We start from the raw sequence: 25,248 nt of genomic DNA, 5'->3' as shown, positions 1-25,248 counted from the left end.
CGGCGCCCTGCGGATCATTCGTAGAGGACGGCCTGGATCTCCGGGTCGTCGATGTTCGACTGGTCGTAGTAGTAGAAGCCGGTGTCGATGATCTCGGGCAATTCCTCGCCGTTGATGGCGGCGACCGCGGCCTTGACCGTCTCGTAGCCGATGCCGATCGGGTTCTGCGTAATCGCGCCCGCCATGGTCCCGTCGCGGATGGCGTCGATCTGCGCCTGACCGGAATCGTAGCCGATCACGGTCAGCCCCTCCGTCCCCATCTCGCGCACCGCGTTGACGACGCCGATGGCGGAGCCCTCGTTGGTGCCGAACATGCCGTCGAGGTCCGGGTTGGCGGTCAGGATGGCCTTCGCAACCTCGGTCGATTGCAGCTGATCGCCAGCGCCGTACTGGACGGAGACGACCTCGATGTCGGGGTATTCGCTCTCCATCCTTTGGAGGAACCCGTCGCGGCGGTCGATGCCGGTGCGGCTGGTCTGGTCGTGGGCGACGACGGCGACTTGGCCCGACCCGCCGATCAGCTCGGCCATCTTGTCGGCGGCGAGCGCGGCGGCGGCGACGTTGTCGGTCGTGGCGGTCGTCACCGGGATGTCGCTGTCCACGCCGCTGTCGAAGGCGACGACGGGAATGCCTGCCTCTTGCGCCTGCCGCAGGAGCGGGATCGCCGCCTGGCTGTCGAGCGCGGCGAAGCCGATGGCCGACGGGTTGTTGGCGAGCGAGGCCGACAGCATGTCGATCTGGCGGTCCACCATCGTCTCGTTGTCGGGCCCCTCGAAGGTGATGCGGACGCCCTCCTCCTCGGCGGCGCGGTCGGCGCCGGTCTTCACGGCCTGCCAGAACTGGTGCTGGAAGCCCTTGGAGACGAGCGGGATGAACGTGTCCTGCGCGATGGCCGGCGGCGCGGCGAGCGCGAGGCTCAGGGTGGCGGCTCCGAGGAGCGTGCGGCGTGACAACATGATGGTTTCCTCCCTTGGTTGTCGTGGTCGTGTCAGGTCGCCCGTCGGCGGCGCATCATGTCGGCGTAGACCGCGACGATGATGATCGCCCCGGTGACGACCGTCTGCCATTCCTGCGCCACCGACAGGACGCGCAGGCCGTTCGTCAGCACCGCCATGATCAGCGCGCCGATCAGCGAGCCGAGGATCGAGCCGCGTCCGCCCGAGAGCGAGGTGCCGCCGATCACCACTGCGGCGATGGCCTCGAGCTCGTAGCCGAGGCCGAGGGCGGGCTGCGCCGAGTTCAGCCGCGAGGCGATGAGCAGGCCGGCGATGCCGACGATGGCGCCGGAGAGCGCATAGATCGCGATCTTCCAGCGGTCGGTGTTCACCCCCGACAGCCGAACCGCCTCCTCGTTGGAGCCGAGCGCGAAGGTGTAACGGCCGAGCACCGTGCGCCCGAGCACCCAGGCGGCGGCCGCGGCGACGAGGAACAGGATCAGCACGCCGTTCGGGATCGGCAGGGCTGGGATCGCGGCGCCGATGACCGAGCCGCGCGAGATCTCCGAGAAGCCGGGCGTGTCGTTGAAGTAGATCGGCCGCGTCCCCGAGATCACGAGGCTCAGGCCGCGCAGGATCAGCATCATGCCGAGCGTGGCGATGAAGGGCGGTATCTTCATCTTTGCCACGAAGGTCCCCGAGCAGAGCCCGCAGAGCGCCCCCGTCGCGATCGCCGCGACGACGCCGAGGAGGAGCGGCATCCCGGCATAGGTCAGCACGACCCCGGTGATCACCGCGCAGAAGGTCATCATCGTGCCGACCGACAGGTCGATGCCCCCGGTGATGATGACGAGCGTCACCGCGACGGCCAGCACCCCGTTGACCGAGGTCGCCTGCAGGATCGCGATCATGTTCGACGTCTGCATGAAGTTCGGCGAGGCCAGCGAGAAGCCGATCAGCAAGACGACGAGGCTGGCGAAGGCCAAGAGCCGCTGGTGCGCCCCGCTCGACACCAGTCGGGCGAGGGCCGAGCGCGGCGGGGTGGTCGTCGTCGTGGTCATGCCATCTCCTTCGCGGCCGCCGCGTCGTCGCGCCGCGTCGCCAGTTCCATGATCTGCTCCTGCGTGGTCTCGGCCCCGCCGGGCAGGATGCCGGTCAGCCGACCTTCGCACATCACCGCGATCCGGTGGCTGAGCCGCATCACCTCGGGCAGTTCGGAGGAGATCACGACGATCGCCCGGCCCTGCGCGGCCAGCTCCTCGAGCAGCATGTAGATCTCGGATTTCGCTCCGATGTCGATGCCGCGCGTCGGCTCGTCGAAGATCAGCACGTCGCAGTCGCGCAGCAGCCACTTGGCGATCACGACCTTCTGCTGGTTGCCGCCCGACAGGAGCCGCACGTCCTGCATGTCGGACGGCGTGCGGATGCCGAGGCGGGCGATGTAATCCTCCGCGACCCGCTTCATCCCCGCCTCGTCCAGCATGCCGGCGGGGCCGGTGAAGCGCGTCATGTTCGCCATCGCGATGTTGGCGCGCACGCTCATGTCGAGGGCGAGGCCGAAATGCTTGCGGTCCTCCGAGAGGTAGCCGATCCCGGCCCGCACGGCGTCGTGCGGGCTGCGGATGTCGACGGGGCGGCCGGCCACCGCGATCTCGCCCGCGTCGCGCCGGTCGGCGCCGAAGATCATGCGCGCGACCTCCGTCCGGCCCGCGCCCATCAGGCCCGCGAAGCCGAGGATCTCGCCTTTACGGACCGCGAAGCTGACATCGCGGATCTCCGTCCCGCGGCGGAGCCCGCGTACCTCAAGCGCCACCGGATTGCCCGCGACGTCGGGGATCTCGGGCGCGGCCTGGCCGACCTCGCGCCCGACCATGAGCTGGATGATCCGCGCGAGCGGCGTGTCGGCGGCGTCGAGCGTGTCGATATAGGCGCCGTCGCGCAGGACGGTGACGCGGTCGGCGATGCGCTTGATCTCGTCCATCCGGTGGCTGATATAGACGATCCCCACGCCGTCCGCGCGGAGCTTGCGGATCACCCGGAACAGCTCCGCGATCTCCGCGTCGTTCAGCGCCGCGGTCGGCTCGTCCATGACAAGGACGCGCGGGTCGTAGGACAGCGCCTTGGCGATCTCGATGAGCTGCTGGCGCGCAATGGTCTGGCCGCCGACGCGGGCGCGGGGGTCCAAGTCGAGATGCAGGTCGGCGAAGATGGCGGCGGTCCGTCGGTTCAACTCCGCCTCGTCGAGCCGGCCGAACCGGCGCCGCGGCTCCCGCCCGATCAGCACGTTCTGCGCCGCGGTCAGGTCATTCATCAGGCTCAGCTCCTGATGGATGATGCCGATGCCGAGCCCCTGCGCCGCGCGCGGGCTGTCGGGGGCGGCGGGCCGGCCGTTCACGAACATCTCGCCGCCGTCGCGGGCGTAGATGCCGGCCATGATCTTCATCAGCGTGGACTTGCCGGCGCCGTTCTCGCCCATCAGGGCGTGCACCTCGCCCGGGCGCAGGTCGAAGCGCACGTCGCGGAGCGCGTGCACGCCGGGAAACCGCTTCTCGATCCCCCGCATCTCGACGAGATATTCCACGCGCGACGGCCCTCCCAAACCCTCAGGCGCCGCATTTCGCAGCGCCGTGCCATGCAACCATTCCCGGATGCCCGTGCCAAGGGTCCTCGTGCCTCTGGCTGCATAGAAGCGGGCGCGCTAGGCATCGGGGGAAGGACTTGGGGGGACGCAATGCGGGTGGACGATACGGAGCTTCTGAACGACCGGAGCGCCCGGCCGGTGCGGCTGACCCGGATGGGGTTCGGCGCCGCGCCGCTGGGCAACCTCTACCGCGGCGTCAGCGACGCCGACGCGCAGGACGCGCTCAACGCGGCGTGGGAGGCCGGGATTCGGTATTTCGACACGGCGCCGCAATACGGGCTCGGCCGGTCGGAGATGCGAATGGCGGAGGCGCTGACCCGGTTCGGACGGGACGAGCTGACGCTCTCCACCAAGGTCGGCCGCCTGCTCGAGGATTGCGCGCCCGGGGAGGTGACGCCGGAGGCCTTCGTGGACGTGCCGCAGAAGCGCATCGTCTTCGACTACACCCATGACGGCGTGATGCGGAGCTACGAGGCGAGCGTCGCGCGGCTCGGCACCGAGCGGTTCGACATCCTCTACGTCCACGACATCGACGCCGGCACCCACGGCGCGGCGGAAAGCGAGGCCAAGCTGCGCCAACTCTTCGCCGGTGGCGGCTATGCCGCGCTGGACGAGCTTCGCAGGAACGGATCGGTCGGCGCGATCGGGGCCGGGGTGAACACCTGGCCGATCTGCGAGCGTCTGCTGGGCGAGGCCGATTTCGACGGTTTCCTTCTCGCCGGGCGCTACACGCTGCTGGAACAGGAGCCGCTGGAGAGCCTCCTGCCGCTCTGTGTGGCGCGCGACGTCGGCATCGTCCTCGGCGGGCCCTACAATTCTGGCATCCTCGCCACCGGCGCTGTGGAAGGCGCGCGCTACGATTACGCGCCCGCTCCACCCGAGATCTTGGAGCGCGTGCGCCGGCTGGAAGCGGTCTGTGCCGCGCACGATACGCCGCTCATCGCCGCCGCGCTGCAATTCCCGCTCGCGCATCCGGCGGTGAAGTCCGTCATTCCGGGTGCTGCGAACGCCGCCGAAATGGCCGCCAACGTCGACGTGTTCGAGACCGTCGTGCCCGATGCGCTCTGGTCCGACCTGCGGGGCGAGGGGCTGATCCGGCCCGATGCGCCGGTGCCGGGGGAGGTGTCCCATGCTGCGTGACATCCCGCCGATCCTTTCGCCGGACCTGCTCTGGACCCTGCGCGCGATGGGCCACGGCGACGACATCGTCCTCGCCGACGCGAATTTCCCGGCCGAGGCGATGGGCGCGCGGTGCCACCGGCTCGACGGGATCGCCGCGACCGACGTGCTCGACGCCGTGCTGACCGTGATGCCGCTCGACACGTTCGTGCCCGACCCGGCCTGCGTGATGCAGGTCGTGGACGACCCCGACGCCGTGCCGGAGGTCGTGGCTGCGTTCCAGGACCTGGTGAACCGCCGCGCCGACCGGCCCGTGACGCTCGCCTCCCTGGAACGGTTCGCCTTCTACGAGCGGGCGCGCGGCGCCTTCGCCATCGTGCAGACCGGGGAGACGCGGCTCTACGGAAACATCATCCTGAAGAAGGGTGTGATCGCGCCGTGATCGTCGACGCGCACCAGCATTTCTGGCGGCTCGACCGCGGCGATTACGGCTGGCTCACGCCGGAGGCGGGGCCGATCTACCGCGATTTCGGACCCGGGGATCTGCGGCCGCTGATGGGCGCGAACGGGGTCGGGGGCACGATTCTCGTGCAGGCCGCGCCGAGCACGGCGGAGACCGCGTTCCTCCTCGACATCGCCGGGCGGGAGGCGTTCGTGCGCGGCGTCGTGGGCTGGGTCGATTTCGAGGGTCCTGACGCGCCGGCGGAGATCGCGCGGTTCGCGGCCGATCCGAAGCTCGTCGGGCTCCGGCCGATGATCCAGGACATCGCCGACGACGACTGGATGCTGCGCCCGGACCTCGCCCCTGCCTTCGCGGCGATGGTCGCGCAGGACCTGACCTTCGATGCGCTGGTCTTTCCATGCCATCTGGGACGGCTCGAGACGTTGATCGCGCGGCATCCGGACCTGCGGGTTGTGATCGACCACGGGGCCAAGCCGCGGATCGCCGAGGGGGCGTTCGACGAATGGGCCGGCGACATGACGCGCCTCGCGCGCGAGACGCCGGCCTTCTGCAAGCTGTCCGGTCTGGTGACGGAAGCCGGAGAGGAGTGGACGCCGGGCGATCTGGCGCCCTACGTCGCGCACCTGATCGAGATATTCGGACCCGACCGGCTGCTCTGGGGCAGCGACTGGCCGGTGGCGACGCTGGCCTGCGATTATGGGACCTGGCTCGCAATTGCGCGGGATCTGGTGGGCGATGCCGATGCCTGGGACACGATCTCGCAGAAAACGGTCACCCGGGCGTACCGGCTGTCCTGACCTGCATTGTCCCTGAGGGTAGACCGTGGTGCCCAGGAGAAGACTCGAACTTCCACTCCCTTGCGAGAACTGGCACCTGAAGCCAGCGCGTCTACCAATTCCGCCACCTGGGCATCCACGGTGGGCGGTGCGTAGCCGCATCGAAATGCGGTGTCAATCGGCGTGATCGCGAAAACCCGCGCCCTTGCCGGGCGGGGCCGCCGGCGGTATCCGGAAGCGACACGATCCCCGGAGGAACGCGACCCATGCAGAAGCTCGTCACCATCTTCGGCGGTTCCGGTTTCATCGGGCGCTACGTCGCGCGCCGGATGGCCAAGGCCGGCTGGCGCGTCCGGGTCGCCTCGCGACGCCCGAACGAAGCGCATTTCGTCCGCATGTACGGCAGCGTCGGTCAGGTGGAGCCGGTCTTCGCCAACATCCGCGACGACGCCTCCGTGGCCGCGGCGCTGACCGGGGCGTCGGCGGTGGTCAACTGCGTCGGCATCCTCGCACCGTCGGGGCGCAACGGCTTCGACGCCGTGCAGTCCGAGGGGGCAGCGCGGATCGCCCGGCTCGCGGCGGAGGCCGGGATCGCGCGCATGGTGCAGATCAGCGCGATCGGCGCCGCTGCCGACAGCGATAGCGACTACGCCCGCACCAAGGCCGGGGGCGAGGCCGGCGTGCGGGAGCACCTGCCCGACGCCGTGATCCTGCGCCCTTCCATCGTGTTCGGACCCGAGGACGAGTTCTTCAACCGCTTCGCCAACATGGCGCGCCGGGCGCCGGTCCTACCGGTGGTTGGCGCGAATACGCGGTTCCAGCCGGTCTATGTCGACGACGTCGCCGCGGCAGTCGAGGCGGCGCTGGCGGGCAAAGTCGACGGCGGCGTCTACGAGCTGGGCGGGCCGGACACGGAGACGTTCCGCGAACTGATGCATCGGATGCTCCGCACGATCCGGCGCCGCGCCCTGATCCTGCCGGTGCCGTTCTTCGGCGCGCGGGCGATGGCCTGGGGGCTCGACCTCGGGCAGACGATCACCGGCGGCCTGTTCCACAACGGGTTGCTGACGCGCGACCAGGTCCGCAACCTTGCCCGCGACAACGTCGCCTCGGGCGAGCATCCGGGCTTCGAGGCGTTCGGCATCGTGCCGACCACGATGGGTGCAGTGCTGCCCGGCTATCTCTGGCGCTTCCGCCCATCCGGGCAATACGCCGAGATCAAGGACAGCGCGAAGAACCTGCGCACCTAGAGGTAGACGTATCCGAGGAGGGCGAGCCCGAGGACGATCCGATAGATCACGTAGGGCAGGAAGCTGACCGAGCGGAGTAGCCGCATCATCAGGGCGAGCGCGGCAAGCGCGGCCAGAAAGGCGAAGCCCGCCGCGATGCTCGCATCCCGAAGCTGCCCCGCGTGGTCGCCGCCCGCCAGATCGAGGCTGAGCAGGGCGGCGGATGCGAGGATCGTCGGGATCGACATGAGCATGGCGATTCGGGCGGCCTCCTCGCGATCGTAGCCCATCGCGCGGGCGCCGGTGATGCAGATGCCGGAGCGCGAGGTGCCGGGAATGAGGGCCACCGCCTGCCAGAGTCCCAGCTGGAGCGCCTGACCGAGCGACCAGTCGGACAACGTCTTGATCTCGGCGCCCTTTCGGTCGAACCACCACAGCAGCAATCCGAAGCCGATCGTGGCCCAGGCGATCACCGCGACCGAACGAAGCAGGTCGTTCATCCCCGTGATCGTGAGGAGCAGGCCGGCGACGATGACCGGGACCGTGGCGACCGCGAGGCCGGCGGCGAGGCGTTCGTCCGGGCCCCACTGACGTCTGGCGAGGCCGACATATCCGCGCAGGGCCCTTGCAACCTCGTCCCGGAAGTAGAGGATCACCGCGCCGAGCGTGCCGAAATGCAGCGCTACGTCAAGCGCCGTGCCCTGATCCGCCATGCCGGTCAGGGAGGGTAGCAGAATGAGATGGCCCGAGGAGGAGATCGGCAGGAATTCGGTCACGCCCTGCACGAGCGCGAGAAGGAGGAGTTGCCAGAGAGCCATGCGAGTCACCTTGAGTTCGTCGCTCAATGCCTCATGGGGATCACAGACTAAAGACACCTCATGGTTCCGGATCGGACCTAATAATTGACCTTTGTAAGGTCCGAGACGATATGACCACGATGAATGCTTGAATTAGGTCAATGAAGCTGTCTTTTTAATCCGTCGAAGATGAATTAACGCGTTGGTTCAGAACGCTTCGGGAGAGGTTCTATGGCGAATAGCAACATGCTGAAGTTCGTGACTGTCGAGCGGCGGACGCCGGAAAAGCGGGAGGCGGAGAACCGGCGGGTCGATTTCGGCGAGATCTACCGCGAGTTCGCGGCCGAGCGAGCCGCCGAGCAGGCCGGGCGATGCTCGCAATGCGGGGTGCCGTATTGCCAGTCGCATTGCCCGCTGCACAACAACATCCCCGACTGGCTCCGCCTCGTGGCGGAGGGGCGGTTGCGGGAGGCCTACGACGTCAGCCAGGCGACGAACACCTTTCCCGAGATCTGCGGCCGGATCTGTCCGCAGGACCGGCTCTGCGAGGGCAATTGCGTCATCGAGCAGTCGGGCCATGGCACCGTCACCATCGGCGCGGTCGAGAAATACATCACCGACACCGCCTTCGTGGAGGGCTGGGTGCCACGGATCGTGCCGGTCGAGGAGCGCGAGGAGAGCGTGGGCATCATCGGCGCGGGGCCGGGGGGACTGGCCGCCGCGGACATCCTGCGCCGTGCGGGCGTGCAGGTGACGGTTTACGACCGCTACGACCGCGCGGGCGGGCTGATGACCTACGGGATTCCGGGCTTCAAGCTCGAGAAGGACGTGGTGATGCGCCGCAACAAGCAGCTCGAGGAGGGGGGCGTCGAGTTCCGCCTGAACTGCGAGGTCGGCCACGACATCACCTTCGACGAGATCCACGCGAAGCACGACGCGGTGATCGTCGCGACCGGGGTCTACAAGTCCCGCGAGCTGCACGACCACGAGAACCACGACGCGCACGGGGTCGTGCGGGCCATCGACTTCCTGACCGCGTCGAACCGCAAGAGCTTCGGCGACGCGGTGCCGGAGTTCGATTCCGGCGAGCTGAGCGCGAAGGACAAGCGCGTCGTCGTGATCGGCGGCGGCGACACGGCGATGGATTGCGTGCGCACCGCCATCCGGCAAGGCGCCAGGAGCGTGAAGTGCCTGTATCGCCGGGATCGCAGCAACATGCCCGGCTCCCAGCGCGAGGTCGCCAATGCCGAGGAGGAGGGCGTCGAGTTTATCTGGCAGACCGCGCCCGCGGGCTTCGAGGCCGGCGCGGGCGACGCGATCGCGGGCGGCGTGGCGGTCGGCCCCGGCGGGATCGCGCAGGAGGCCGAGCCCGTGGCCAACGTCCACCGCATCATCAGCGGCGTGACCGTGCAGCGCATGCGGCTGGGCGAGCCCGACGCGTCGGGGCGGCAATCGCCCGAGGTGATCGAGGGCGGCGACTACGTGGAGGAGGCCGATCTTGTCGTGAAGGCGCTGGGCTTCGAGCCGGAGGAGCTGCCGACGCTGTGGGCCAAGCCGGAACTGGAGGTCACGCGCTGGGGCACGATAAAGTCCGATTTCCGCACCCACGAGACCCCGCTCGAGGGCGTCTACGCCATCGGCGACATCGTGCGGGGCGCGTCGCTCGTGGTCTGGGCCATCCGCGACGGGCGCGAGGCGGCGGAGGCGATCCTCAAGAAGTTCGACGCGGCGATCGCGATCCCGCCGTCGCATATCGCGGCGGAGTAACCCCTGACCATGCCGAGAGACCCGAAGCACCGCGCCGTCCCGGGGTGGGCGCGGCGCGTGCGACGCCATGCGTTCGTAGCATCGGAGACCGCCGCCGGGCCCGACCCGCGGCGTGTTACGGCTGTGTTACGGCTGTGGGACATCTGTGGCACGGCCCGTGGTATGCGCCTGTCGCAATGGGTCAGGAGCATTGCCCCGATCCGGCAGGGGTGGACATGACCGACGCGCCGGCTCCCGCGGTCGAGACGATCCTGCGGGACGACGACCTGCTGCTGCGCTGGTTGCCGGGGCGGGCGCGCCGTCTCGTCGTGGTGTTCACCGGCATCCGGGCGGGCTTCGGCGGCCAGCCGCTCGACGAGTTCGCGGGAAGCGCGTCGCGCGCGGGCGAGAACAACGTGCTGTTCGTGACCGACCGCCGGGCCAGCTGGTACGCGGTGCCGGGGCTGTGGCGACGGATCGTCGCGCTGATCGCGAATCTGCGGGTCCGCGAGCGGATCGAGGAGATCGTCTCGCTCGGCAATTCGATGGGGGGCTACGGCGCGCTCCTGCTGCCGCGGGACGTGCGGGTGGTGCGGGCGATCGCTTTCTCGCCGCAGGTCTCGCTCGACGCCCGGGCGACGGGGGACGACCGCTGGCCCGACGTGGCCGCCCGGTTCGGGCCGCCGCCCGCGACGAGCGTCGTCGATACCATCGCGGCCACGCGGACGCAGTATTACGTGCTGGCGGGCGGGGCCTGCGCCGAGGACGTGGCGCATCTGGCGCTCGTGCCCGAAACCCGGCGCGTGCATCGCTGGATCCTGCCGGACGGGCGACACAACATCGCCCGGGCGCTCAAGGAGGCGGGGCTTCTGGGTCAGGTGATCGGCGCGATCATCCGGGGCCGGAAGCGGCGGGTCGACACGCTCTGCCGGCGCTACGCAGAGGGGCTGGCATGACCGACACGATCGAGGGCCGGTGCCTGTGCGGGGCGGTGCGGATCACCGTGCGCGGATTGTCGCAGGAGATCAGCGCCTGCCATTGCGAGATGTGCATGCGCTGGGGCGGCGGCATCCAGTTCGGTGTCGACGCCCCGGCCGGGGGAACCGAGGTCAGCGGGCCGGTCGAGGTCTACCGCTCCTCCGCCATCGCGGAGCGGGCGTGGTGTGGTGAATGCGGCTCGGCGCTGTGGCTGCGCGACATCGGGGATGGCGCGCCCTACGAACTTGTGCCCGGGCTGTTCCCGAATGCGGGCGGGGCGCGGCTGGTGCGGGAGGTCTATGCGGACCGGGCGCCGGAGGGCTACGCGCTGGCGGGGGATCATCGTCGGGTCAGCGCGGCCGATTACGCGCGGGAGAACCCCGTGGTGGAGGAGACGGAATGACCGATCTGACACGATACGAACGCCAGGGGCGGCTTCAGGGACGCTGCCTGTGCGGTGCCGTCACCATCGACGTCGATGGCGGGCATGTCGCCGCCGTGGGCGCCTGCCACTGCTACATCTGCCAGCAATGGTCGGGTGCCCTCTACGCGACGTTCGACGCGAAGGCCGACGCGGTCACGGTGACGGGCGAGGTCGGACGCTACCGCTCGTCGGAACATGCCGAGCGGACGTTCTGTCCGACCTGCGGCGCGCATCTGTGGTATCGCAACGTGACGCGGGAGGCCGCCGATTACGAGCTGATGGCCGGGCTGTTCCGGGAGGCCGCGGGGTTCCCGCTCGTCTCCGAGATCTACGTCGATCAGGCGCCGGACTACGTGTCGCTTGCCGGCGACCATTCCCGAAGAACCGCTGCGGACTACGAATCCCGCACGACTTTCGTCGAAGGAGACGACCCATGACGCATTACTTCACGGACTGGGAACGCGACGAACTGGCCCGGCGCGGGGCGATGGAGGCGAAGAGCCTCTACCGCGAGGAGAGCGAGCATGCCTCCTGCGGGGTGGGCCTCGTCGTCAACATCGACGGCAAACGCTCCCGCCGGGTGGTCGAGGCCGGGATCGACGCGCTGAAGGCGATCTGGCACCGGGGCGCGGTGGATGCCGACGGCAAGACCGGCGACGGCGCGGGCATCCACGTGCAGATCCCGGTCGAGTTCTTCAAGGACCAGATCCGGCGCACCGGGCACGAGCCGCACGAGGGGCGGCGCATCGCCGTGGGCCAGGTCTTCCTGCCGCGCAACGATTTCGGCGCGCAGGAGGTCTGCCGGACCATCGTGGAGAGCGAGGTCCTGCGGATGGGCTACTACATCTACGGCTGGCGCCACGTGCCCGTGAACATCGGCGTGCTGGGCGACAAGGCGAACGCGACCCGGCCGGAGATCGAGCAGATCCTGATCTCCAACGTGAAGGGCGTGGACGAGGACACGTTCGAGCGCGAGCTCTACGTCATCCGCCGGCGGATCGAGAAGGCGGCGCTGACCGCGCAGGTGGCGGGGCTGTACCTTGCCTCGCTGTCCTGCCGGGGGATCATCTACAAGGGCATGATGCTGGCCCAGCACGTGGCCGAGTTCTACCCGGACCTGAAGGACGAGCGGTTCGAGAGCGCCTTCGCGATCTACCACCAGCGGTATTCGACCAACACGTTCCCGCAATGGTGGCTGGCCCAGCCGTTCCGGATGCTGGCCCATAACGGCGAGATCAACACGCTGAAGGGCAACGTCAACTGGATGAAGAGCCACGAGATCCGCATGGCCTCGGCGACGTTCGGGGACTGGGCGGAGGACATCAAGCCGATCGTGCCGATGGGCGCGTCCGATTCGGCGGCGCTCGATTCGGTGTTCGAGGTCCTGGTGCGCGCGGGACGGATCGCGCCGATGGCGAAGACGATGCTGGTGCCCGAGAGCTGGTCGAAGCAGGCGGTCGAGCTGCCGGATGCGTGGCGCGACATGTACGCCTATTGCAACGCGGTGATGGAGCCGTGGGACGGGCCGGCGGCGCTGGCCATGTCGGACGGGCGCTGGGTCTGCGCCGGGCTCGACCGCAACGGGCTGCGGCCGATGCGCTACACGGTGACGGGCGACGGGATGCTGATCGCCGGCTCCGAGGCGGGGATGGTGCCGGTGGACGAGGCCACCGTGGTCGAGAAGGGCGCGCTGGGCCCCGGGCAGATGATCGCCGTCGACATGGAGACGGGCGAGCTGTTCCACGACCGGGAGATCAAGGACAAGCTGGCCGCGGACCGGCCCTTCGGCGACTGGGTGGAGCGGATCACCGATCTGCAGGCCGTGACCGAGGGCGTGGCCGAGAACGCCGTCCATACCGGCGACGAGCTGCGCGCGCGGCAGATCGCGGCGGGCTACTCGGTCGAGGAGATCGAGCAGATCCTCGCGCCGATGGCCGAGGACGGCAAGGAGAGCCTGGCCTCGATGGGCGACGACACGCCCTCGGCGGTCCTGTCGGAGAAGTACCGGCCGCTGAGCCATTTCTTCCGGCAGAGCTTCAGCCAGGTCACCAACCCGCCGATCGACTCCTTGCGCGAGTTCCGGGTGATGAGCCTCAAGACGCGGTTCGGAAACCTCAAGAACGTGCTCGACGAGGATGGCAGCCAGACCGAGATCCTCGTGCTCGACAGCCCGTTCGTCGGCAACGCGCAGTTCCAGGCGATGTTCGGGCATTTCGAGGACAACGCGACGACGCTCGACTGCACCTTCCCGGTGGGCGGGCGGATGGGCACGTTGCGGGCCGGGCTCGACAAGCTGCGCGCCGATGCCGAGGACGCGGTGCGTTCGGGGGCGGGGCATATCGTGCTGACCGACCGGATGCAGGGGCCCGACCGGGTGCCGATGCCGATGATCCTCGCCACGAGCGCGGTGCATTCGTGGCTGACGCGCAAGGGGCTGCGGACCTTCTGCTCGATCAACGTGCGCTCGGCGGAATGCATCGACCCGCATTACTTCGCGGTGCTGATCGGCTGCGGCGCGACGACGGTGAACCCCTATCTCGCGCAGGACACGCTGGCCGACCGGATCGGGAAGGGCCTGATCGACGGCACGCTCGACGAAGCGGTGGCGCGCTATCGCGGCGCGATCGACGCGGGGCTTCTGAAGATCATGGCGAAGATGGGGATCTCGGTGATCTCGTCCTATCGCGGCGGCCTCAACTTCGAGGCGGTCGGGCTCTCCCGCGCGATGGTGGCGGAGTTCTTCCCCGGCATGCTGTCGCGGATCTCCGGGATCGGCACGAACGGCCTGCAGAAGAAGGTGGAGGCGGTCCATGCCGCGGGCTGGCGGGGGGCCACGAACATCCTGCCCATCGGCGGCTTCTACAAGGCGCGGCGCTCGGGCGAGCGGCACGCTTGGGAGGCGCAGACGATGCACATGCTGCAGGCGGCCTGCGACCGGGGCAGCTACGAGCTCTGGAAGCAGTTTTCCGGCGCGATGCAGGCGAACCCGCCGATCCACCTGCGCGACCTGCTGGCGATGAAGCCGCTGGGCAAGCCGGTGCCGCTCGAGGAGGTCGAGTCGATCACCGCGATCCGCAAGCGGTTCGTGACGCCCGGCATGTCGCTCGGCGCGCTCTCCCCCGAGGCGCACAAGCTGCTGAACGTGGCGATGAACCGGATCGGGGCGAAGTCCGACTCGGGCGAGGGCGGCGAGGACCCGGCGCATTTCGTGCCCGAGCCCAACGGCGACAACCCGTCGGCCAAAATCAAGCAGGTGGCGTCGGGGCGGTTCGGCGTGACGGCCGAGTACCTCAACCATTGCGAGGAGCTGGAGATCAAGGTGGCCCAGGGCGCCAAGCCCGGCGAGGGCGGCCAGTTGCCGGGCATGAAGGTCACCGACCTGATCGCGCGGCTGCGCCATTCGACCAAGGGCGTGACGCTGATCTCGCCGCCGCCGCACCACGACATCTACTCGATCGAGGATCTGGCGCAGCTGATCTACGACCTCAAGCAGATCAACCCGCGCTGCAAGGTGACGGTGAAGCTCGTCGCGTCCTCGGGCGTGGGCACGATCGCGGCGGGCGTGGCGAAGGCCAAGGCCGACATCATCCTGATCTCCGGCCATAACGGCGGCACGGGGGCGAGCCCCGCGACCTCGATCAAGTATGCCGGCCTGCCTTGGGAGATGGGGCTGACCGAGGCGCATCAGGTGCTGTCGATGAACAACCTGCGCGGGCGGGTGACGCTCCGGACCGACGGGGGGCTCCGCACCGGGCGCGACATCGTGATGGCGGCGATGATGGGGGCCGAGGAATACGGGATCGGCACCGCCGCGCTGATCGCGATGGGCTGCATCATGGTGCGGCAATGCCAGTCGAACACCTGTCCGGTCGGCGTCTGCACGCAGGACCCGCGCCTGCGCGAGAAGTTCACCGGGACGGCCGACAAGGTGGTGAACCTCATCACCTTCTACGCGACCGAGGTGCGCGAGGTGCTGGCCGAGCTCGGTGCGCGCAGTCTTTCGGAGGTGATCGGGCGGGCGGACCTGCTGACGCAGGTGTCGCGCGGCTCGGCCCATCTCGACGATCTGGACCTGAATCCGCTGCTCATCACCGTGGATGGCGCCGACCGCATCGTCTACGACCGCGACAAGGAGCGGAACCCGGTGATGGACACGCTCGACGCGCAGATCGTGAAGGACGCGGCGCGGTTCCTGAACGACGGCGAGAAGATGCAGGTCTCCTACGCGGTGCAGAACACGCACCGGACGGTGGGCACGCGGATCTCCAGCCACATCGTCTCCCGGTTCGGGATGCGCAACACGCTCCAGCCAGACCACCTGACGGTGAAGCTCCAGGGCTCGGCGGGGCAGTCGCTCGGCGCCTTCGCCGCGCCGGGGCTGAAGATCGAGGTCTCGGGCGACGCCAACGACTACGTGGGCAAGGGGCTGTCGGGCGGCACCATCGTCGTGCGGCCGCAGATGGCGAGCCCGCTCCGGGCGGACCGGAACACGATCATCGGCAACACGGTGCTCTACGGCGCGACGGACGGATACCTCTTCGCCGCCGGTCGCGCGGGCGAGCGTTTCGCGGTGCGCAATTCCGGCGCGCGGGTGGTGATCGAGGGCTGCGGCTCCAACGGGTGCGAGTACATGACCGGGGGCGTCGCCGTCATCCTCGGCGATATTGGGGCGAATTTTGGGGCCGGGATGACGGGCGGGATGGCCTATATCCACGACCCCGAGGGCGCCGTGCCCGCGCTGATGAACATGGAGACGCTGGTGACCTGCCCGGTGACCGTGCCGCACTGGGAGGCGGAGCTGCGCGGCCTGGTGGAGCGGCACGCGGCGGAGACGGGGTCGAAGAAGGCGCGCGCGATCCTGTCGGACTGGCGCATGGAGGTCGGCAACTTCCTCCAGGTCTGCCCGAAGGAGATGCTCGTGAACCTGCCCGTCCCGCTCGCGGAGGAGATCGACGCGATCCCGGCGGAGTGAGTCCGGACGAAGCGATGCGAAAGGGCCCCGGTCGGGGCCCTTTCTCGTTCGGGCCGTTTCAGGCGCGCTTGCGGCGACGGATCGCGCCGAGGCCGCCCAGCGCAGCGGCCAGGAGCGGCAGCGCGGCCGGAACCGGGACCGGCGAGGGGACCGGCGACGCGCCGTTTCCGACGACGACGTCGATGCCGGTCGACGCGACGGACTTGCCGTCGAAGAAGGCCTCGAACTCGATGCGGTAGGTGCCGTCCTCGGACGGATCGAACGCCGCGAGCTCCGGCAGGAAGGCCCCGTCGGTCGGCTCGTTGAAGAACTCGTAGTTCCAGGAGTTCTGGGCCACGGAATACTTCGCGAGGTTCGCCTGGTACTCGGCCGCGCTGCGAGACACGACGCCGTCGCCGTTCCCGGTCAGCAGGTTTCCGAGGGCGTGATCGGCTTGAGCGATCCGGATCGGGTCGAATTTCGCGAAGTTCACGCCAATGCCGGAATCGCCGTCGATGCGAAGCTCGTAGGTGAGCGCGCTCAGGCTCGTCACGCCCGAAATCGGCATGTCGCGGTCGAGGTCGGTGGTCACGCTCCACTCGAAGTTCCAGACCGGCGTGGTCGGGCTGTTCGCGTCGAAGCCGAAGCCCCCGGGCGCGGCGCCGGCGTCGAAGGTGTAGGTGCTGCCCGACTGGTTGAAGATGTTCCGGGGCTGGTTGAACTCGTCGAAGCGCAGCTTGGCGCGCAGGCCGATCTCGAGGTTGGTGTCGAAGGACGGGGTGACATTCGTCGAAGCGCTCGAAATCGTGTCGACCTGCGTGATGACGAAGGGCTCGTAGGAGCCCGTGGCCACGGTGTAGCCACCATTGGCGTTGCCCGATCCGAAGATGACGTCGGGAGTCACGGGCGCGGCTTGCGCGGCGGCGGCGCCGAACGAGAGCAGGCCGGCGGCGGAGAGGACGCGAAATGCGGTCGAGGTCGAAGTCATGGTAAAAATTCCCTATTGAAATACCGAAAGGCGTGCCCTTTCTCCGCGATGCCCCGCGGCCGGTGAACCTGTAAAATTGTAGAATACTTAACGCGAAGCTTTCCGTGTCCTCGCCGGTATTCGCACTTTCCCAAGGCACTCCCAGAGGTTAGGGCGTGGCTCGATGGCGGCGAAGGCGAATACGCGACGTAAGGGCAAGCCGGGCGAGACGGCGGGTCCGGGGGCCGTCGAGCGGGTCGGCGCGACCTTGCGTTCGGTCCTTCGCATCGCCCTCAGGATCGTGGCGGCGCTCGCGGTCCTCGTCGTCCTCTGGGTGCTGTCCTATCGCTGGATCGACCCGCCGACGACGCCCTACATCCTGTCGGAATCCGCGCGGCTCGGCGGGGTGGAGCGGGTCTGGACGGATCTCGACGATATCGCGCCGGTGATGGCACGGGCGGTGGTGGCGGCGGAGGACGCCAATTTCTGCCGGCACTGGGGCTTCGACATCGTGGCCATCCGCAGGGCGATCACCGCCGGCGGCGATCGCGGCGCCTCGACCATCAGCCAGCAGGTCGTCAAGAACGCGGTGCTCTGGCAGGGCCGGTCCTGGCCGCGCAAGGCGCTCGAGGCGCTGTTGACGCCGGTGGCCGAGGCGTTCTGGCCTAAGCGGCGCCTCGTGGAGATCTACCTGAACGTGGCCGAGATGGGGCCGGGCATCTTCGGCGCGGAGGCGGCGGCGCGGCACTGGTTCGGCGTCGGTGCGGACGAGCTGACGGCCCGGCAGGCCTCGCTCATCGCGGCGATCCTGCCCGCGCCGAAGCGGCGCGACCCGACCCGGCCGTCGGACTTCGTGGATCGCCGGGCGCGGTCCATCGCGGACGGGGCGGCGACGATACGCGCCGATGGCCGCGCGGCCTGCTTCGAGGATTGAAACCGCCCGCGGGACGGGGCATTCCCGGCGGATGATCCAGCTCTATCACTTCGCCCTGTCGCCCTTCTGCCGCAAGGTCCGGCTCGTGCTGGCCGAGAAGAAGCTCGAGGTGGAACTGGTCGACGAGCGTTACTGGGAGCAGGGCTCGGAGTTCCTGCGCCGCAATCCCGCCGGCAAGGTGCCGGTGCTCAGGATCGACGGCCTGACGCTCGCCGAGTCGGGCGCGATCTGCGAGTATCTCGAGGAGACGCGTCCCGAGCCGGCGCTGATGCCCGAGGGTGCGGCGGATCGGGCCGAGGTGCGGCGTCTGGTGGCGTGGTTCGACGACAAGTTCCACCAGGAGGTGACGTCGAAGCTGGTCTACGAACGCATCCACAAGAAGCTGACGCGGGCGGGCTACCCGGACGGCGCCAACGTCAAGCAGGGCGTGCGGGCGATCAAGTTCCACCTCGACTACATGGGCTGGCTGCTGGACCGGAACCGCTGGCTCGCCGGGTCGAGCCTGTCGATGGCCGATTTCGCGGCGGCGGCGCATCTGTCCTGCCTCGATTATTCCTCGGACGTGGACTGGAACCGCAACGAGGCGGTGTCGACCTGGTACGCCAAGATCAAGTCGCGCCCGGCCTTCCGGTCGATCCTGGCCGATGTGGTGCCTGGGTTCCGGCCGGCGAAGCACTACGCGGATCTGGACTTCTGATGGCGCCGGGGGCGCGTTGACCTTCCGCGCGCGGCTCGATGCGGAGGCCCGCGCGTCGGGATTCGTCTCGGTCGGGGTCTGCCGGCCCGACGCGATCCCGGACGCGAAGGTGCGGCTGCATCAGTATCTGTCGGACGGCCATCACGGCACGATGTCGTGGATGGGCGAGCGCGTCGCCTGGCGTGGCGACCCGGCGTCGCTCTGGCCCGAGGCGCGTTCGGTAGTGATGCTCGCGCATTCCTACGCGCCCGAGCACGACCCGTTGGGCGATCTGGACCGGGCGGAGGACGGCGCGGTCAGCGTCTATGCGCAGGGGCGGGACTACCACGACGTCGTCAAGAAGGCGCTGAAGCGCGTCGCGCGCTGGATCGTCGCAGAGGCTGATGCGGAAGTGAAGGTCTTCGTCGACACCGCCCCGGTCATGGAAAAGCCGCTGGCGCAGGCCGCCGGGATCGGCTGGCAGGGCAAGCATACCAACGTGCTGGGGCGGGACTACGGCAACTGGGTGTTCCTCGGCGCGATCTTCACGACGCAGGAGCTCGAACCCGACGCGGCGGAGGCAGAGCATTGCGGCTCCTGCACGCGGTGCCTCGACATCTGCCCGACCGATGCGTTCCCGGCGCCGTTCCGGCTCGATGCGCGGCGCTGCATCTCCTACCTGACGATCGAGCATGACGGGCCGGTGGACGAGGCGTTCCGCCCCGCGCTGGGCAACCGCATCTACGGCTGCGACGATTGCCTCGCGATCTGTCCGTGGAACAAGTTCGCCGTCCGCGCCTCCGACCTGCGCTATCACGGGCCGCACCGCGCGCCGCCGCTGGCGGAGCTCGCCGGGCTCGACGATGCCGGATTCCGGGCGCGGTTCGCGGGCTCGCCGATCAAGCGGATCGGGCGGAACCGGATGGTGCGGAACGTCTGTTACGCGATCGGCAATTCCGGATCGGCGCGGCTGAAGCCCGTGGCGCAGGCGCTCTGCGACGACGCCGATTCGGTGGTGGCGGAGGCCGCGCGCTGGGCGGTGGCGCGGCTGTGAGCGTGCTTCTGAGCTTCGGGCATGGCTACTCGGCCCGGGCGCTTGCCCCGTCGCTTCTGGCCGAGGGATGGGAAGTGATCGGGACGACCCGGTCGGGGGAGAAGGCCGACGCCTTGCGGGCGGAGGGGGTGACGCCCGCGATCTTCGGCGCGGACCTGTCGACAGAGATCGCACGGGCGACGCATGTCCTGATCTCGGCGGGGCCCGGCGCGGACGGCGATCCTGTGCTGAATGCCTACCGCGACGCGCTGGCCCCGCATCTGGGCGGGATGGCCTGGGTCGGATACCTCTCGACCACGGGGGTCTACGGTGACCACGAGGGCGGCTGGGTGGACGAGACGACGCCGCTGGCCCCCACGACCCGGCGCGGGCGCTGGCGGGTCGAGGCGGAGGCCGCGTGGCAGGATTTCGCGGCGAAGACGGGCGCGGCGCTGCACGTCTTCCGGCTTGCCGGCATCTACGGGCCGGGACGGGGACCCTTCGCGAAGGTGCGGGCCGGGACGGCGCGGCGGATCGTGAAGCCGGGCCAGGTCTTCAGCCGCATCCATGTCGAGGACATCGCGGCGGTACTGCGTGCCTCGATGGCGCGACCGCGGGCGGGCGCGATCTACAACCTCTGCGACGACGACCCGGCCCCGCCGCAGGACGTGATCGGCCACGCGGCGGAGCTGCTCGGCCTGCCATTGCCGCCCGAAGTGGCTTTCGCGGAGGCCGAGATGACGCCGATGGCGCGGAGCTTCTACGCCGAGTCGAAGCGGGTCCGGAACGACCGGATAAGGGAGGAGCTGGGCGTACGCCTGCGCTACCCGGACTACCGCGCGGGACTCGCCGATTTGTTGCGGCGCGAGCGAAATGGTTAACGATTGCAAGAAGAAAGTTCCGGAATCGCCGGACATGCGCTAAAAGACGCTTGGGACAGTGCAACGACAAGAGTGCAGACAGGCCATGAAGGACATAACCCGCCGGGGCGCGCTCGCCCTCGGCGCCGGTGCAGCCGCGATGCTCGCGGGTTGTGGCGGCAAGTTCATGAAATACGATGGCCCGGCGGTCACGCGGGTCATCATCCACAAGTCCGGCCGGCAGATGTACCTGCTGAACGGCCAGACCGCGTTGAAGAAGCATGCGATCCAGCTCGGCTTCACGGCGCACGGACCGAAGCGGTTCGAGGGCGACGGCCGCACGCCGGAAGGGCGATACTTCATCGACCGGCGGAATCCGAATTCGGCCTTCTACCTGTCGATCGGGATCGACTATCCGAACGCGTTCGACCGTGCCTACGCCGAAAGCCTCGGGAAGCCACCCGGGGGCGACATCTTCATCCATGGCTGGGGTGACAAGACACGCGGCAGCAACGACTGGACCGCCGGCTGCGTCGCGGTGACGAATCAGGAGATGCGGCACATCTACGCGATGGTGCGGAACGGGACGCCGGTCGACATCTACGCGTGAACGGAGGCCCCGGGACACCGGGGCCGCCTTGTATCGTCAGGTGCCGACGTTGAGCGTGTACCAGAGCTTGCCGTTGCGCTCCTGAAAGAAGGCGAATCCCATGCGGCGCGCTTCCGGGTCGAGGAGGACGCGGCGCGATCCCGGCTCCTCCAGCCAGGCGGCGACGGTCTCGAGTTCGGTTTCGTAGGTCTCCGAGATCGTCTCGCCGAGCAGGCGGCCGTCGAAGCCCACCCGCTGCGCGCGGTCGATGGGCGAGGAACCGTCGGAGCCGAAATGCCACGGCCGGTTCTGCAGCGACATGTCGCGCGAATGCGTCTCCGCCGCCGCGGAAAGCGCCGAATCGAGGGTCAGCGGGGCCACGCCCGCCCCCTGTCGCAGAGCGTTGACCGCGTCGAGGGCGCGGAACGGGATGCGCCGGCGGTCGGCGCCCGAGATGCGGTAGACCGGCGGCAACGGGCGACCGTCCGGTCCGATCGCCGGCGGCGGCGGGGTGGTGGCGCAGGCGGCGAGGGCGGTCGATCCGAGGAGGACCAGGGCAGTGCGTCGGTTCATCTGAATCCTCTGGCGATATCGGGCGTCAGTTTCGCGAGTATAGCGGAGCCGTTCGCGGTGCAAACGCCTTGGCGAAAGCAGGCCCCCGCGACGCCCCCCTTCGATGCGCGTTTGATTTGCCGGCCCGTCCGCCTATTCTGCGCAATGACGAGGCTTTCGCGGTCCCCGCCCGCCAGTCCGACGACAGGAGTGTTCGCTATGCGCCAACTCGACCGACGTGCGTTTCTCGCCACAGGTGCCGCGGCCGCCACCGCCCTGGCGGCGCCGGCCCGCGCCCAGTCCCTGCCCGATACCGTGCAGATGGAGGACCCGATCGGCACCGGTGTCATGCGCAACACGGCGAGCTTTCGGACCATCGACTGGCGGGACCATTTCGACAGCCTGCGCAAGGGCGCTATCCTGGTCGATATCGACAGCCGGGCCCTGCATATGTGGGAGGAATCGGGGACCTACCACCTCTATCCCTCCTCGGTTCCGCAATCGGACGACATGACCCGCAAGGGGCGGACCCGGGTGGTGCGCAAGGTCGAGGGGCCGACCTGGCGGCCGACCCCCAACATGCGGCGGCGCAACCCCGAATGGCCGGCCGTGGTGCCCCCCGGTCCCGACAACCCGCTCGGCACGCATGCCCTCTATCTCGGCTGGACCTACTACCGGATTCACGGCACACACGACACGCGCAAGATCGGGCGGCGCTCCTCGTCGGGTTGCATCGGGCTCTACAACGCGCACATCGCCCGGGTTTTCGCGATGTCGGATGTCGGGACCCAAGTGTTGCTTATTTGACGAGGTGCGGGGGAAAGCACGCGGCGCCGCCCTCCGTTTCGTTGCAAACGCTTGGACCAACTGTTTATCGAAGGTCACGAGGTACAGTCTTGGGTGCCATATGGTGTGGCAACTGTCGCCTCACCGATGGCGTATCTTGGAGGATAAAGACCTATGAAGAAAATCGCACTCGCCGCCATTCTCGCGGCCACTGCCAGCACCGCCTTCGCGGGCAACATCGCGCCGGCTCCGGTCGAGCCCGAGCCGGTCGTGATCGTCGAGGACACCTCGTCCTCCTCGGCCGGCATCATCGTTCCGATCCTCGCGATCATCCTGCTGGCCGCTGCCGCCGCGTCGGACTGATCCGCACAGGATCGCGCGTACAAGGAGCGTCCCCCCGGGGGCGCTCTTCGCGTTTTGGCGGAGCCGCTTCGCACCGCCGCGAACCGGTGGCGACGCGTTTCTTAACGCTCCGTTTACCCTGATTGCCTACGCCTGCCTGCGTCACGGGACGGAGGCGAGAATGAAGCGTCAGCGATCCACCGATCCCCTGCGCCTTGCGGGCATCGCCAATTATGCACGCTGGCTGACCCGTCAGACGCCGACCGTCAAACCTGCTCCGACGGTCGATACGAGGCTTCTGCCGCCTGCGAAGCCGACCGAAGGCAGGAAGGGTTTTGCCGAGGATGCGGAGCAGGGCCTGCGGGATCTCGAGGCACGCTCGGTCCCGATCGACGCCCGGACCGAACCGCCCGCCGTTCCCACTCCCGGCTATTATCCCAACGAGAAGCTTTCGCGGGAGGTCAGCGCCGGCGGCGGCCTCGTGATGCAGTCGGACGGCTCCCGCAGGCCGCATTACTGGGGTCACCGAGAACGTCTGCGGACGCGGTTCCTCACCGGCGGCCACAAGGCGATGCCGGAATACGAACTGCTTGAGTTGCTGCTGTTCAACGCGATCGAGCGGATCGACGTGAAGCCCCTCGCCAAACGCCTGCTCGCGGCCTTCGGCGATCTGAACGGGGTCATCGCCGCGACCGAGCCGCAGATCCTCCGCATCGAGGGGGCCACGTCGAAGGTCTTCTACCAGCTCCGTCTGGCGGAGGCCTTCGCGCACCGGATGGGGCAGGCGAAGGTCCTGAACCGGCACGTCCTGTCCTCCTGGTCGGACGTGGTCGCCTATTGCCGCACGACCATGGCGCATCTGAAGACGGAGCAGTTCCGCATCCTGTTCCTCGACCGCAAGAACACGGTGATCGCCGACGAGGAGCAGGCCTCCGGCACCGTCGATCACGTCCCGGTCTATCCGCGCGAGGTGGCGCGCCGGGCGCTGGAGCTGAGCGCGAGCGCGCTCATCCTCATCCACAACCACCCCTCGGGCGACCCGACGCCGAGCGAGGAGGATATCGAGATGACGGGGCGCATCATGGCGGCCTGCGGCGCGCTCGACATCGTGGTCCACGATCACATGATCATCGGCAAGAACACCGAAACGTCGTTCCGGTCCTCGGGGCTGATCTGAGCCGAAAAGAAACCCCTGAACCCGACATGGCGGGAACAGGGGTTCAAGTTGCACCCGCCGGACATTGGACAGCGGGCGCAGGCGGTAACTCGTGCGGGCCTCAGCCGGACTTGCCCATCTCGGCCCGAATCTGCTGGCGGAGGGTGTCGATCGGAACGGCCTTCCCCTCGCGCTTGAAGTGCCAGTAGGTCCAGCCGTTGCAGGAGGGCGCGCCCTCGTAGGCGGCGCCGACCTGGTGGATCGACCCCTTCACCCCGTCGCCGCTGAGCGTGCCGTCGACGCGGATTCTGGCGCGGTAGCGGCCGTTGCCGGAGGAAAGCTCCTCGCCCGGGCGCAGCATCCCGCGCTCGACGAGCTGGCCGAAGGGGACGCGCGGCTCGGCGCGTTTCGATGTCGTGACCTCGAGCGCCGGGGCGTCGGCGATGCGGACCCGGGCGATGCGCTCGGCGGCGAGCTGTCTGTACTCCGCCTCGCGTTCGATGCCGATGAAGTGCCGGCCAAGCATCGTCGCGACCGCACCGGTCGTGCCGGTGCCGAAGAACGGGTCGAGCACCACGTCGCCGGGATTGGTCGTCGCCACCAGCAGTCGGTGCAGGAGCGCCTCGGGCTTCTGGGTCGGATGCGCCTTCTCGCCCCGTGCGTTCTTCAGCCGCTCGTGCCCGGTGCAGATCGGGAACGTCCAGTCCGAGCGCATCTGCACGCCCTCGTTCAAGGCCTTCATCGCCTCGTAGTTAAACGTGTACTTCGACCTGTCGGATTTCGACGCCCAGATCAGCGTCTCGTGCGCGTTGGTCAGGCGCTTGCCGCGGAAGTTCGGCATCGGATTCGTCTTGCGCCAGACCACGTCGTTGAGAAGCCAGAACCCCTGATCCTGCAACGTGGCTCCGACGCGGAAGATGTTGTGATAGCTGCCGATCACCCAGATCGCCCCGTTGGGTTTCAGCACCCGCCGGGCGGCCCGCATCCATTGCCGCGTGAAGGCATCGTAGGCCTTCATGCTCTCGAACTGGTCCCAGTCGTCGTCCACCGCGTCGACCCGGCTCATGTCCGGCCGGTGCAGGTCGCCGCGCAGCTGCAGGTTGTAGGGAGGGTCCGCGAAGATCAGGTCGACCGAGTTCTCGGGGAGGGCGTCCATCGCCTGCACGCAGTCTCCGGACATGATCGTATCGAGCGGAAGCGCGCACGCCTCCGGGGTTTGTACTGCCATCGTCTCTCGCCTCGAACGGCGCCTCGTTTTCCGGGGTCGCCTTGTTGTTGTGAGGCGAAGATGACG

The 25,248-nt window shown here is 68.7% G+C and carries 24 protein-coding genes and 1 tRNA gene; 17 read left to right on the top strand and 8 right to left on the bottom strand.

Going from position 1 to position 25,248, the window contains the following annotated elements:
- Nucleotides 1-14: 14 nt before the first annotated feature.
- The 3 genes from Q1A87_RS06915 to Q1A87_RS06905 are packed head-to-tail and all read right to left on the bottom strand — an operon-like array spanning nucleotide 15 to nucleotide 3,516.
- Nucleotides 15-956, bottom strand: a complete 942-nt coding sequence (locus Q1A87_RS06915) for an ABC transporter substrate-binding protein (protein ID WP_299648768.1) — start codon at nucleotides 954-956, stop codon at nucleotides 15-17.
- A 32-nt stretch (nucleotides 957-988) separates the two neighbouring features.
- Nucleotides 989-1,996, bottom strand: a complete 1,008-nt coding sequence (locus Q1A87_RS06910; RefSeq protein WP_299648765.1) for an ABC transporter permease — start codon at nucleotides 1,994-1,996, stop codon at nucleotides 989-991.
- On the bottom strand, nucleotides 1,993-3,516 hold the full coding sequence (locus tag Q1A87_RS06905) for a sugar ABC transporter ATP-binding protein (protein WP_299648762.1): 1,524 nt from the start codon (nucleotides 3,514-3,516) through the stop codon (nucleotides 1,993-1,995). The genes Q1A87_RS06910 and Q1A87_RS06905 overlap by 4 nt, the downstream gene beginning before the upstream one ends.
- A 150-nt stretch (nucleotides 3,517-3,666) precedes the next feature.
- On the opposite strand from Q1A87_RS06905, the gene Q1A87_RS06900 reads away from it, so the two are divergent.
- The 3 genes from Q1A87_RS06900 to Q1A87_RS06890 are packed head-to-tail and all read left to right on the top strand — an operon-like array spanning nucleotide 3,667 to nucleotide 5,955.
- A complete protein-coding gene (locus tag Q1A87_RS06900; protein WP_299648759.1) occupies nucleotides 3,667-4,716 on the top strand; it encodes an aldo/keto reductase in 1,050 nt (349 codons plus the stop codon).
- Nucleotides 4,706-5,137, top strand: coding sequence for an RbsD/FucU domain-containing protein (locus Q1A87_RS06895; protein WP_299648756.1), 432 nt, complete (start codon nucleotides 4,706-4,708; stop codon nucleotides 5,135-5,137). Before Q1A87_RS06900 ends, Q1A87_RS06895 begins: the two co-directional genes overlap by 11 nt.
- Nucleotides 5,134-5,955: an amidohydrolase family protein gene (locus Q1A87_RS06890; protein ID WP_299648753.1), complete on the top strand. Its 822-nt coding sequence runs from the start codon at nucleotides 5,134-5,136 to the stop codon at nucleotides 5,953-5,955. Before Q1A87_RS06895 ends, Q1A87_RS06890 begins: the two co-directional genes overlap by 4 nt.
- 26 nt (nucleotides 5,956-5,981) lie before the next feature.
- Here the strand turns inward: Q1A87_RS06890 and Q1A87_RS06885 are convergent.
- Nucleotides 5,982-6,068 (bottom strand) — tRNA-Leu (locus tag Q1A87_RS06885).
- A gap of 132 nt (nucleotides 6,069-6,200) precedes the next feature.
- On the opposite strand from Q1A87_RS06885, the gene Q1A87_RS06880 reads away from it, so the two are divergent.
- On the top strand, nucleotides 6,201-7,184 hold the full coding sequence (locus Q1A87_RS06880) for a complex I NDUFA9 subunit family protein (RefSeq protein WP_299648750.1): 984 nt from the start codon (nucleotides 6,201-6,203) through the stop codon (nucleotides 7,182-7,184).
- Here the strand turns inward: Q1A87_RS06880 and Q1A87_RS06875 are convergent.
- Nucleotides 7,181-7,981, bottom strand: coding sequence for an undecaprenyl-diphosphate phosphatase (locus tag Q1A87_RS06875; protein WP_299648747.1), 801 nt, complete (start codon nucleotides 7,979-7,981; stop codon nucleotides 7,181-7,183). The genes Q1A87_RS06880 and Q1A87_RS06875 overlap by 4 nt on opposite strands.
- 210 nt (nucleotides 7,982-8,191) lie before the next feature.
- Between Q1A87_RS06875 and Q1A87_RS06870 the strand changes: the two genes are divergently transcribed.
- The 5 genes from Q1A87_RS06870 (at nucleotide 8,192) to gltB (ending at nucleotide 16,080) form a co-directional block, all read left to right on the top strand.
- Nucleotides 8,192-9,727 carry an NAD(P)-dependent oxidoreductase gene (locus tag Q1A87_RS06870; protein WP_299648744.1) on the top strand — a complete coding sequence of 512 codons (1,536 nt, stop codon included), beginning with the start codon at nucleotides 8,192-8,194 and terminating at the stop codon, nucleotides 9,725-9,727.
- 215 nt (nucleotides 9,728-9,942) lie between these two features.
- On the top strand, nucleotides 9,943-10,662 hold the full coding sequence (locus Q1A87_RS06865; RefSeq protein WP_299648741.1) for a hypothetical protein: 720 nt from the start codon (nucleotides 9,943-9,945) through the stop codon (nucleotides 10,660-10,662).
- A complete protein-coding gene (locus Q1A87_RS06860) occupies nucleotides 10,659-11,087 on the top strand; it encodes a GFA family protein (RefSeq protein WP_299648738.1) in 429 nt (142 codons plus the stop codon). The genes Q1A87_RS06865 and Q1A87_RS06860 overlap by 4 nt, the downstream gene beginning before the upstream one ends.
- Nucleotides 11,084-11,545 (top strand): GFA family protein, encoded by a 462-nt coding sequence (locus tag Q1A87_RS06855; RefSeq protein ID WP_299648735.1) that lies wholly within the window; start codon nucleotides 11,084-11,086, stop codon nucleotides 11,543-11,545. Before Q1A87_RS06860 ends, Q1A87_RS06855 begins: the two co-directional genes overlap by 4 nt.
- Nucleotides 11,542-16,080, top strand: a complete 4,539-nt coding sequence (gene gltB, locus Q1A87_RS06850) for a glutamate synthase large subunit (RefSeq protein ID WP_299648732.1) — start codon at nucleotides 11,542-11,544, stop codon at nucleotides 16,078-16,080. Before Q1A87_RS06855 ends, gltB begins: the two co-directional genes overlap by 4 nt.
- A gap of 58 nt (nucleotides 16,081-16,138) precedes the next feature.
- Here the strand turns inward: gltB and Q1A87_RS06845 are convergent, their stop codons facing one another.
- Nucleotides 16,139-17,047 (bottom strand): VPLPA-CTERM sorting domain-containing protein, encoded by a 909-nt coding sequence (locus Q1A87_RS06845; protein ID WP_299648729.1) that lies wholly within the window; start codon nucleotides 17,045-17,047, stop codon nucleotides 16,139-16,141.
- Nucleotides 17,048-17,210: 163 nt separating this feature from the next.
- Between Q1A87_RS06845 and mtgA the strand changes: the two genes are divergently transcribed.
- The 5 genes from mtgA to Q1A87_RS06820 all read left to right on the top strand — a co-directional run bounded on the left by mtgA (nucleotide 17,211) and on the right by Q1A87_RS06820 (nucleotide 21,139).
- Nucleotides 17,211-17,960: a monofunctional biosynthetic peptidoglycan transglycosylase gene (gene mtgA / locus Q1A87_RS06840; protein WP_299648726.1), complete on the top strand. Its 750-nt coding sequence runs from the start codon at nucleotides 17,211-17,213 to the stop codon at nucleotides 17,958-17,960.
- A 31-nt stretch (nucleotides 17,961-17,991) separates the two neighbouring features.
- The gene (locus Q1A87_RS06835) at nucleotides 17,992-18,657 is read left to right on the top strand and encodes a glutathione S-transferase family protein (protein WP_299648723.1); all 666 of its coding nucleotides are present in this window, start codon (nucleotides 17,992-17,994) and stop codon (nucleotides 18,655-18,657) included.
- A gap of 16 nt (nucleotides 18,658-18,673) precedes the next feature.
- Entirely contained in the window at nucleotides 18,674-19,690 is a 1,017-nt protein-coding gene (gene queG / locus Q1A87_RS06830) for a tRNA epoxyqueuosine(34) reductase QueG (RefSeq protein WP_299648720.1), read from the top strand.
- Nucleotides 19,687-20,550: an SDR family oxidoreductase gene (locus tag Q1A87_RS06825; RefSeq protein ID WP_299648717.1), complete on the top strand. Its 864-nt coding sequence runs from the start codon at nucleotides 19,687-19,689 to the stop codon at nucleotides 20,548-20,550. The genes queG and Q1A87_RS06825 overlap by 4 nt, the downstream gene beginning before the upstream one ends.
- Before the next feature lie 85 nt (nucleotides 20,551-20,635).
- Nucleotides 20,636-21,139, top strand: coding sequence for a L,D-transpeptidase family protein (locus Q1A87_RS06820; RefSeq protein ID WP_299648714.1), 504 nt, complete (start codon nucleotides 20,636-20,638; stop codon nucleotides 21,137-21,139).
- Between the two features lie 36 nt (nucleotides 21,140-21,175).
- Here the strand turns inward: Q1A87_RS06820 and Q1A87_RS06815 are convergent, their stop codons facing one another.
- On the bottom strand, nucleotides 21,176-21,691 hold the full coding sequence (locus Q1A87_RS06815; protein WP_299648711.1) for a CAP domain-containing protein: 516 nt from the start codon (nucleotides 21,689-21,691) through the stop codon (nucleotides 21,176-21,178).
- A 198-nt stretch (nucleotides 21,692-21,889) separates the two neighbouring features.
- Between Q1A87_RS06815 and Q1A87_RS06810 the strand changes: the two genes are divergently transcribed.
- The 3 genes from Q1A87_RS06810 to radC all read left to right on the top strand — a co-directional run bounded on the left by Q1A87_RS06810 (nucleotide 21,890) and on the right by radC (nucleotide 23,975).
- Nucleotides 21,890-22,477, top strand: a complete 588-nt coding sequence (locus Q1A87_RS06810) for a L,D-transpeptidase family protein (protein ID WP_299648708.1) — start codon at nucleotides 21,890-21,892, stop codon at nucleotides 22,475-22,477.
- Between the two features lie 153 nt (nucleotides 22,478-22,630).
- Nucleotides 22,631-22,819 (top strand): ferrochelatase, encoded by a 189-nt coding sequence (locus Q1A87_RS06805; protein WP_299648705.1) that lies wholly within the window; start codon nucleotides 22,631-22,633, stop codon nucleotides 22,817-22,819.
- 460 nt (nucleotides 22,820-23,279) lie between these two features.
- A complete protein-coding gene (gene radC / locus Q1A87_RS06800; RefSeq protein ID WP_299649247.1) occupies nucleotides 23,280-23,975 on the top strand; it encodes a DNA repair protein RadC in 696 nt (231 codons plus the stop codon).
- Nucleotides 23,976-24,075: 100 nt separating this feature from the next.
- Here the strand turns inward: radC and Q1A87_RS06795 are convergent, their stop codons facing one another.
- Nucleotides 24,076-25,182, bottom strand: coding sequence for a site-specific DNA-methyltransferase (locus tag Q1A87_RS06795; RefSeq protein ID WP_299648702.1), 1,107 nt, complete (start codon nucleotides 25,180-25,182; stop codon nucleotides 24,076-24,078).
- Nucleotides 25,183-25,248 lie beyond the last annotated feature (66 nt).

This window comes from uncultured Jannaschia sp., from assembly GCF_947494055.1.
Classification (GTDB): Bacteria; Pseudomonadota; Alphaproteobacteria; order Rhodobacterales; family Rhodobacteraceae; genus Jannaschia.
The sequence above is the reverse complement of the archived record's forward strand: the minus strand, read 5'-3'. Positions and strand labels throughout refer to the sequence as shown.

Coding starts and splice junctions, on each gene's coding strand:
- Q1A87_RS06835 (WP_299648723.1), top strand. CDS start 17,992: ATGATCCAGCTCTATCACTTCGCCCTGTCGCCCTTCTGCCGCAAGGTC.
- Q1A87_RS06900 (WP_299648759.1), top strand. CDS start 3,667: ATGCGGGTGGACGATACGGAGCTTCTGAACGACCGGAGCGCCCGGCCG.
- Q1A87_RS06870 (WP_299648744.1), top strand. CDS start 8,192: ATGGCGAATAGCAACATGCTGAAGTTCGTGACTGTCGAGCGGCGGACG.
- Q1A87_RS06895 (WP_299648756.1), top strand. CDS start 4,706: ATGCTGCGTGACATCCCGCCGATCCTTTCGCCGGACCTGCTCTGGACC.
- Q1A87_RS06875 (WP_299648747.1), bottom strand. CDS start 7,981: ATGGCTCTCTGGCAACTCCTCCTTCTCGCGCTCGTGCAGGGCGTGACC.
- Q1A87_RS06795 (WP_299648702.1), bottom strand. CDS start 25,182: ATGGCAGTACAAACCCCGGAGGCGTGCGCGCTTCCGCTCGATACGATC.
- Q1A87_RS06915 (WP_299648768.1), bottom strand. CDS start 956: ATGTTGTCACGCCGCACGCTCCTCGGAGCCGCCACCCTGAGCCTCGCG.
- Q1A87_RS06805 (WP_299648705.1), top strand. CDS start 22,631: ATGAAGAAAATCGCACTCGCCGCCATTCTCGCGGCCACTGCCAGCACC.
- Q1A87_RS06855 (WP_299648735.1), top strand. CDS start 11,084: ATGACCGATCTGACACGATACGAACGCCAGGGGCGGCTTCAGGGACGC.
- Q1A87_RS06815 (WP_299648711.1), bottom strand. CDS start 21,691: ATGAACCGACGCACTGCCCTGGTCCTCCTCGGATCGACCGCCCTCGCC.
- Q1A87_RS06910 (WP_299648765.1), bottom strand. CDS start 1,996: ATGACCACGACGACGACCACCCCGCCGCGCTCGGCCCTCGCCCGACTG.
- gltB (WP_299648732.1), top strand. CDS start 11,542: ATGACGCATTACTTCACGGACTGGGAACGCGACGAACTGGCCCGGCGC.
- Q1A87_RS06865 (WP_299648741.1), top strand. CDS start 9,943: ATGACCGACGCGCCGGCTCCCGCGGTCGAGACGATCCTGCGGGACGAC.
- Q1A87_RS06820 (WP_299648714.1), top strand. CDS start 20,636: ATGAAGGACATAACCCGCCGGGGCGCGCTCGCCCTCGGCGCCGGTGCA.
- Q1A87_RS06860 (WP_299648738.1), top strand. CDS start 10,659: ATGACCGACACGATCGAGGGCCGGTGCCTGTGCGGGGCGGTGCGGATC.
- Q1A87_RS06810 (WP_299648708.1), top strand. CDS start 21,890: ATGCGCCAACTCGACCGACGTGCGTTTCTCGCCACAGGTGCCGCGGCC.
- mtgA (WP_299648726.1), top strand. CDS start 17,211: ATGGCGGCGAAGGCGAATACGCGACGTAAGGGCAAGCCGGGCGAGACG.
- Q1A87_RS06880 (WP_299648750.1), top strand. CDS start 6,201: ATGCAGAAGCTCGTCACCATCTTCGGCGGTTCCGGTTTCATCGGGCGC.
- Q1A87_RS06845 (WP_299648729.1), bottom strand. CDS start 17,047: ATGACTTCGACCTCGACCGCATTTCGCGTCCTCTCCGCCGCCGGCCTG.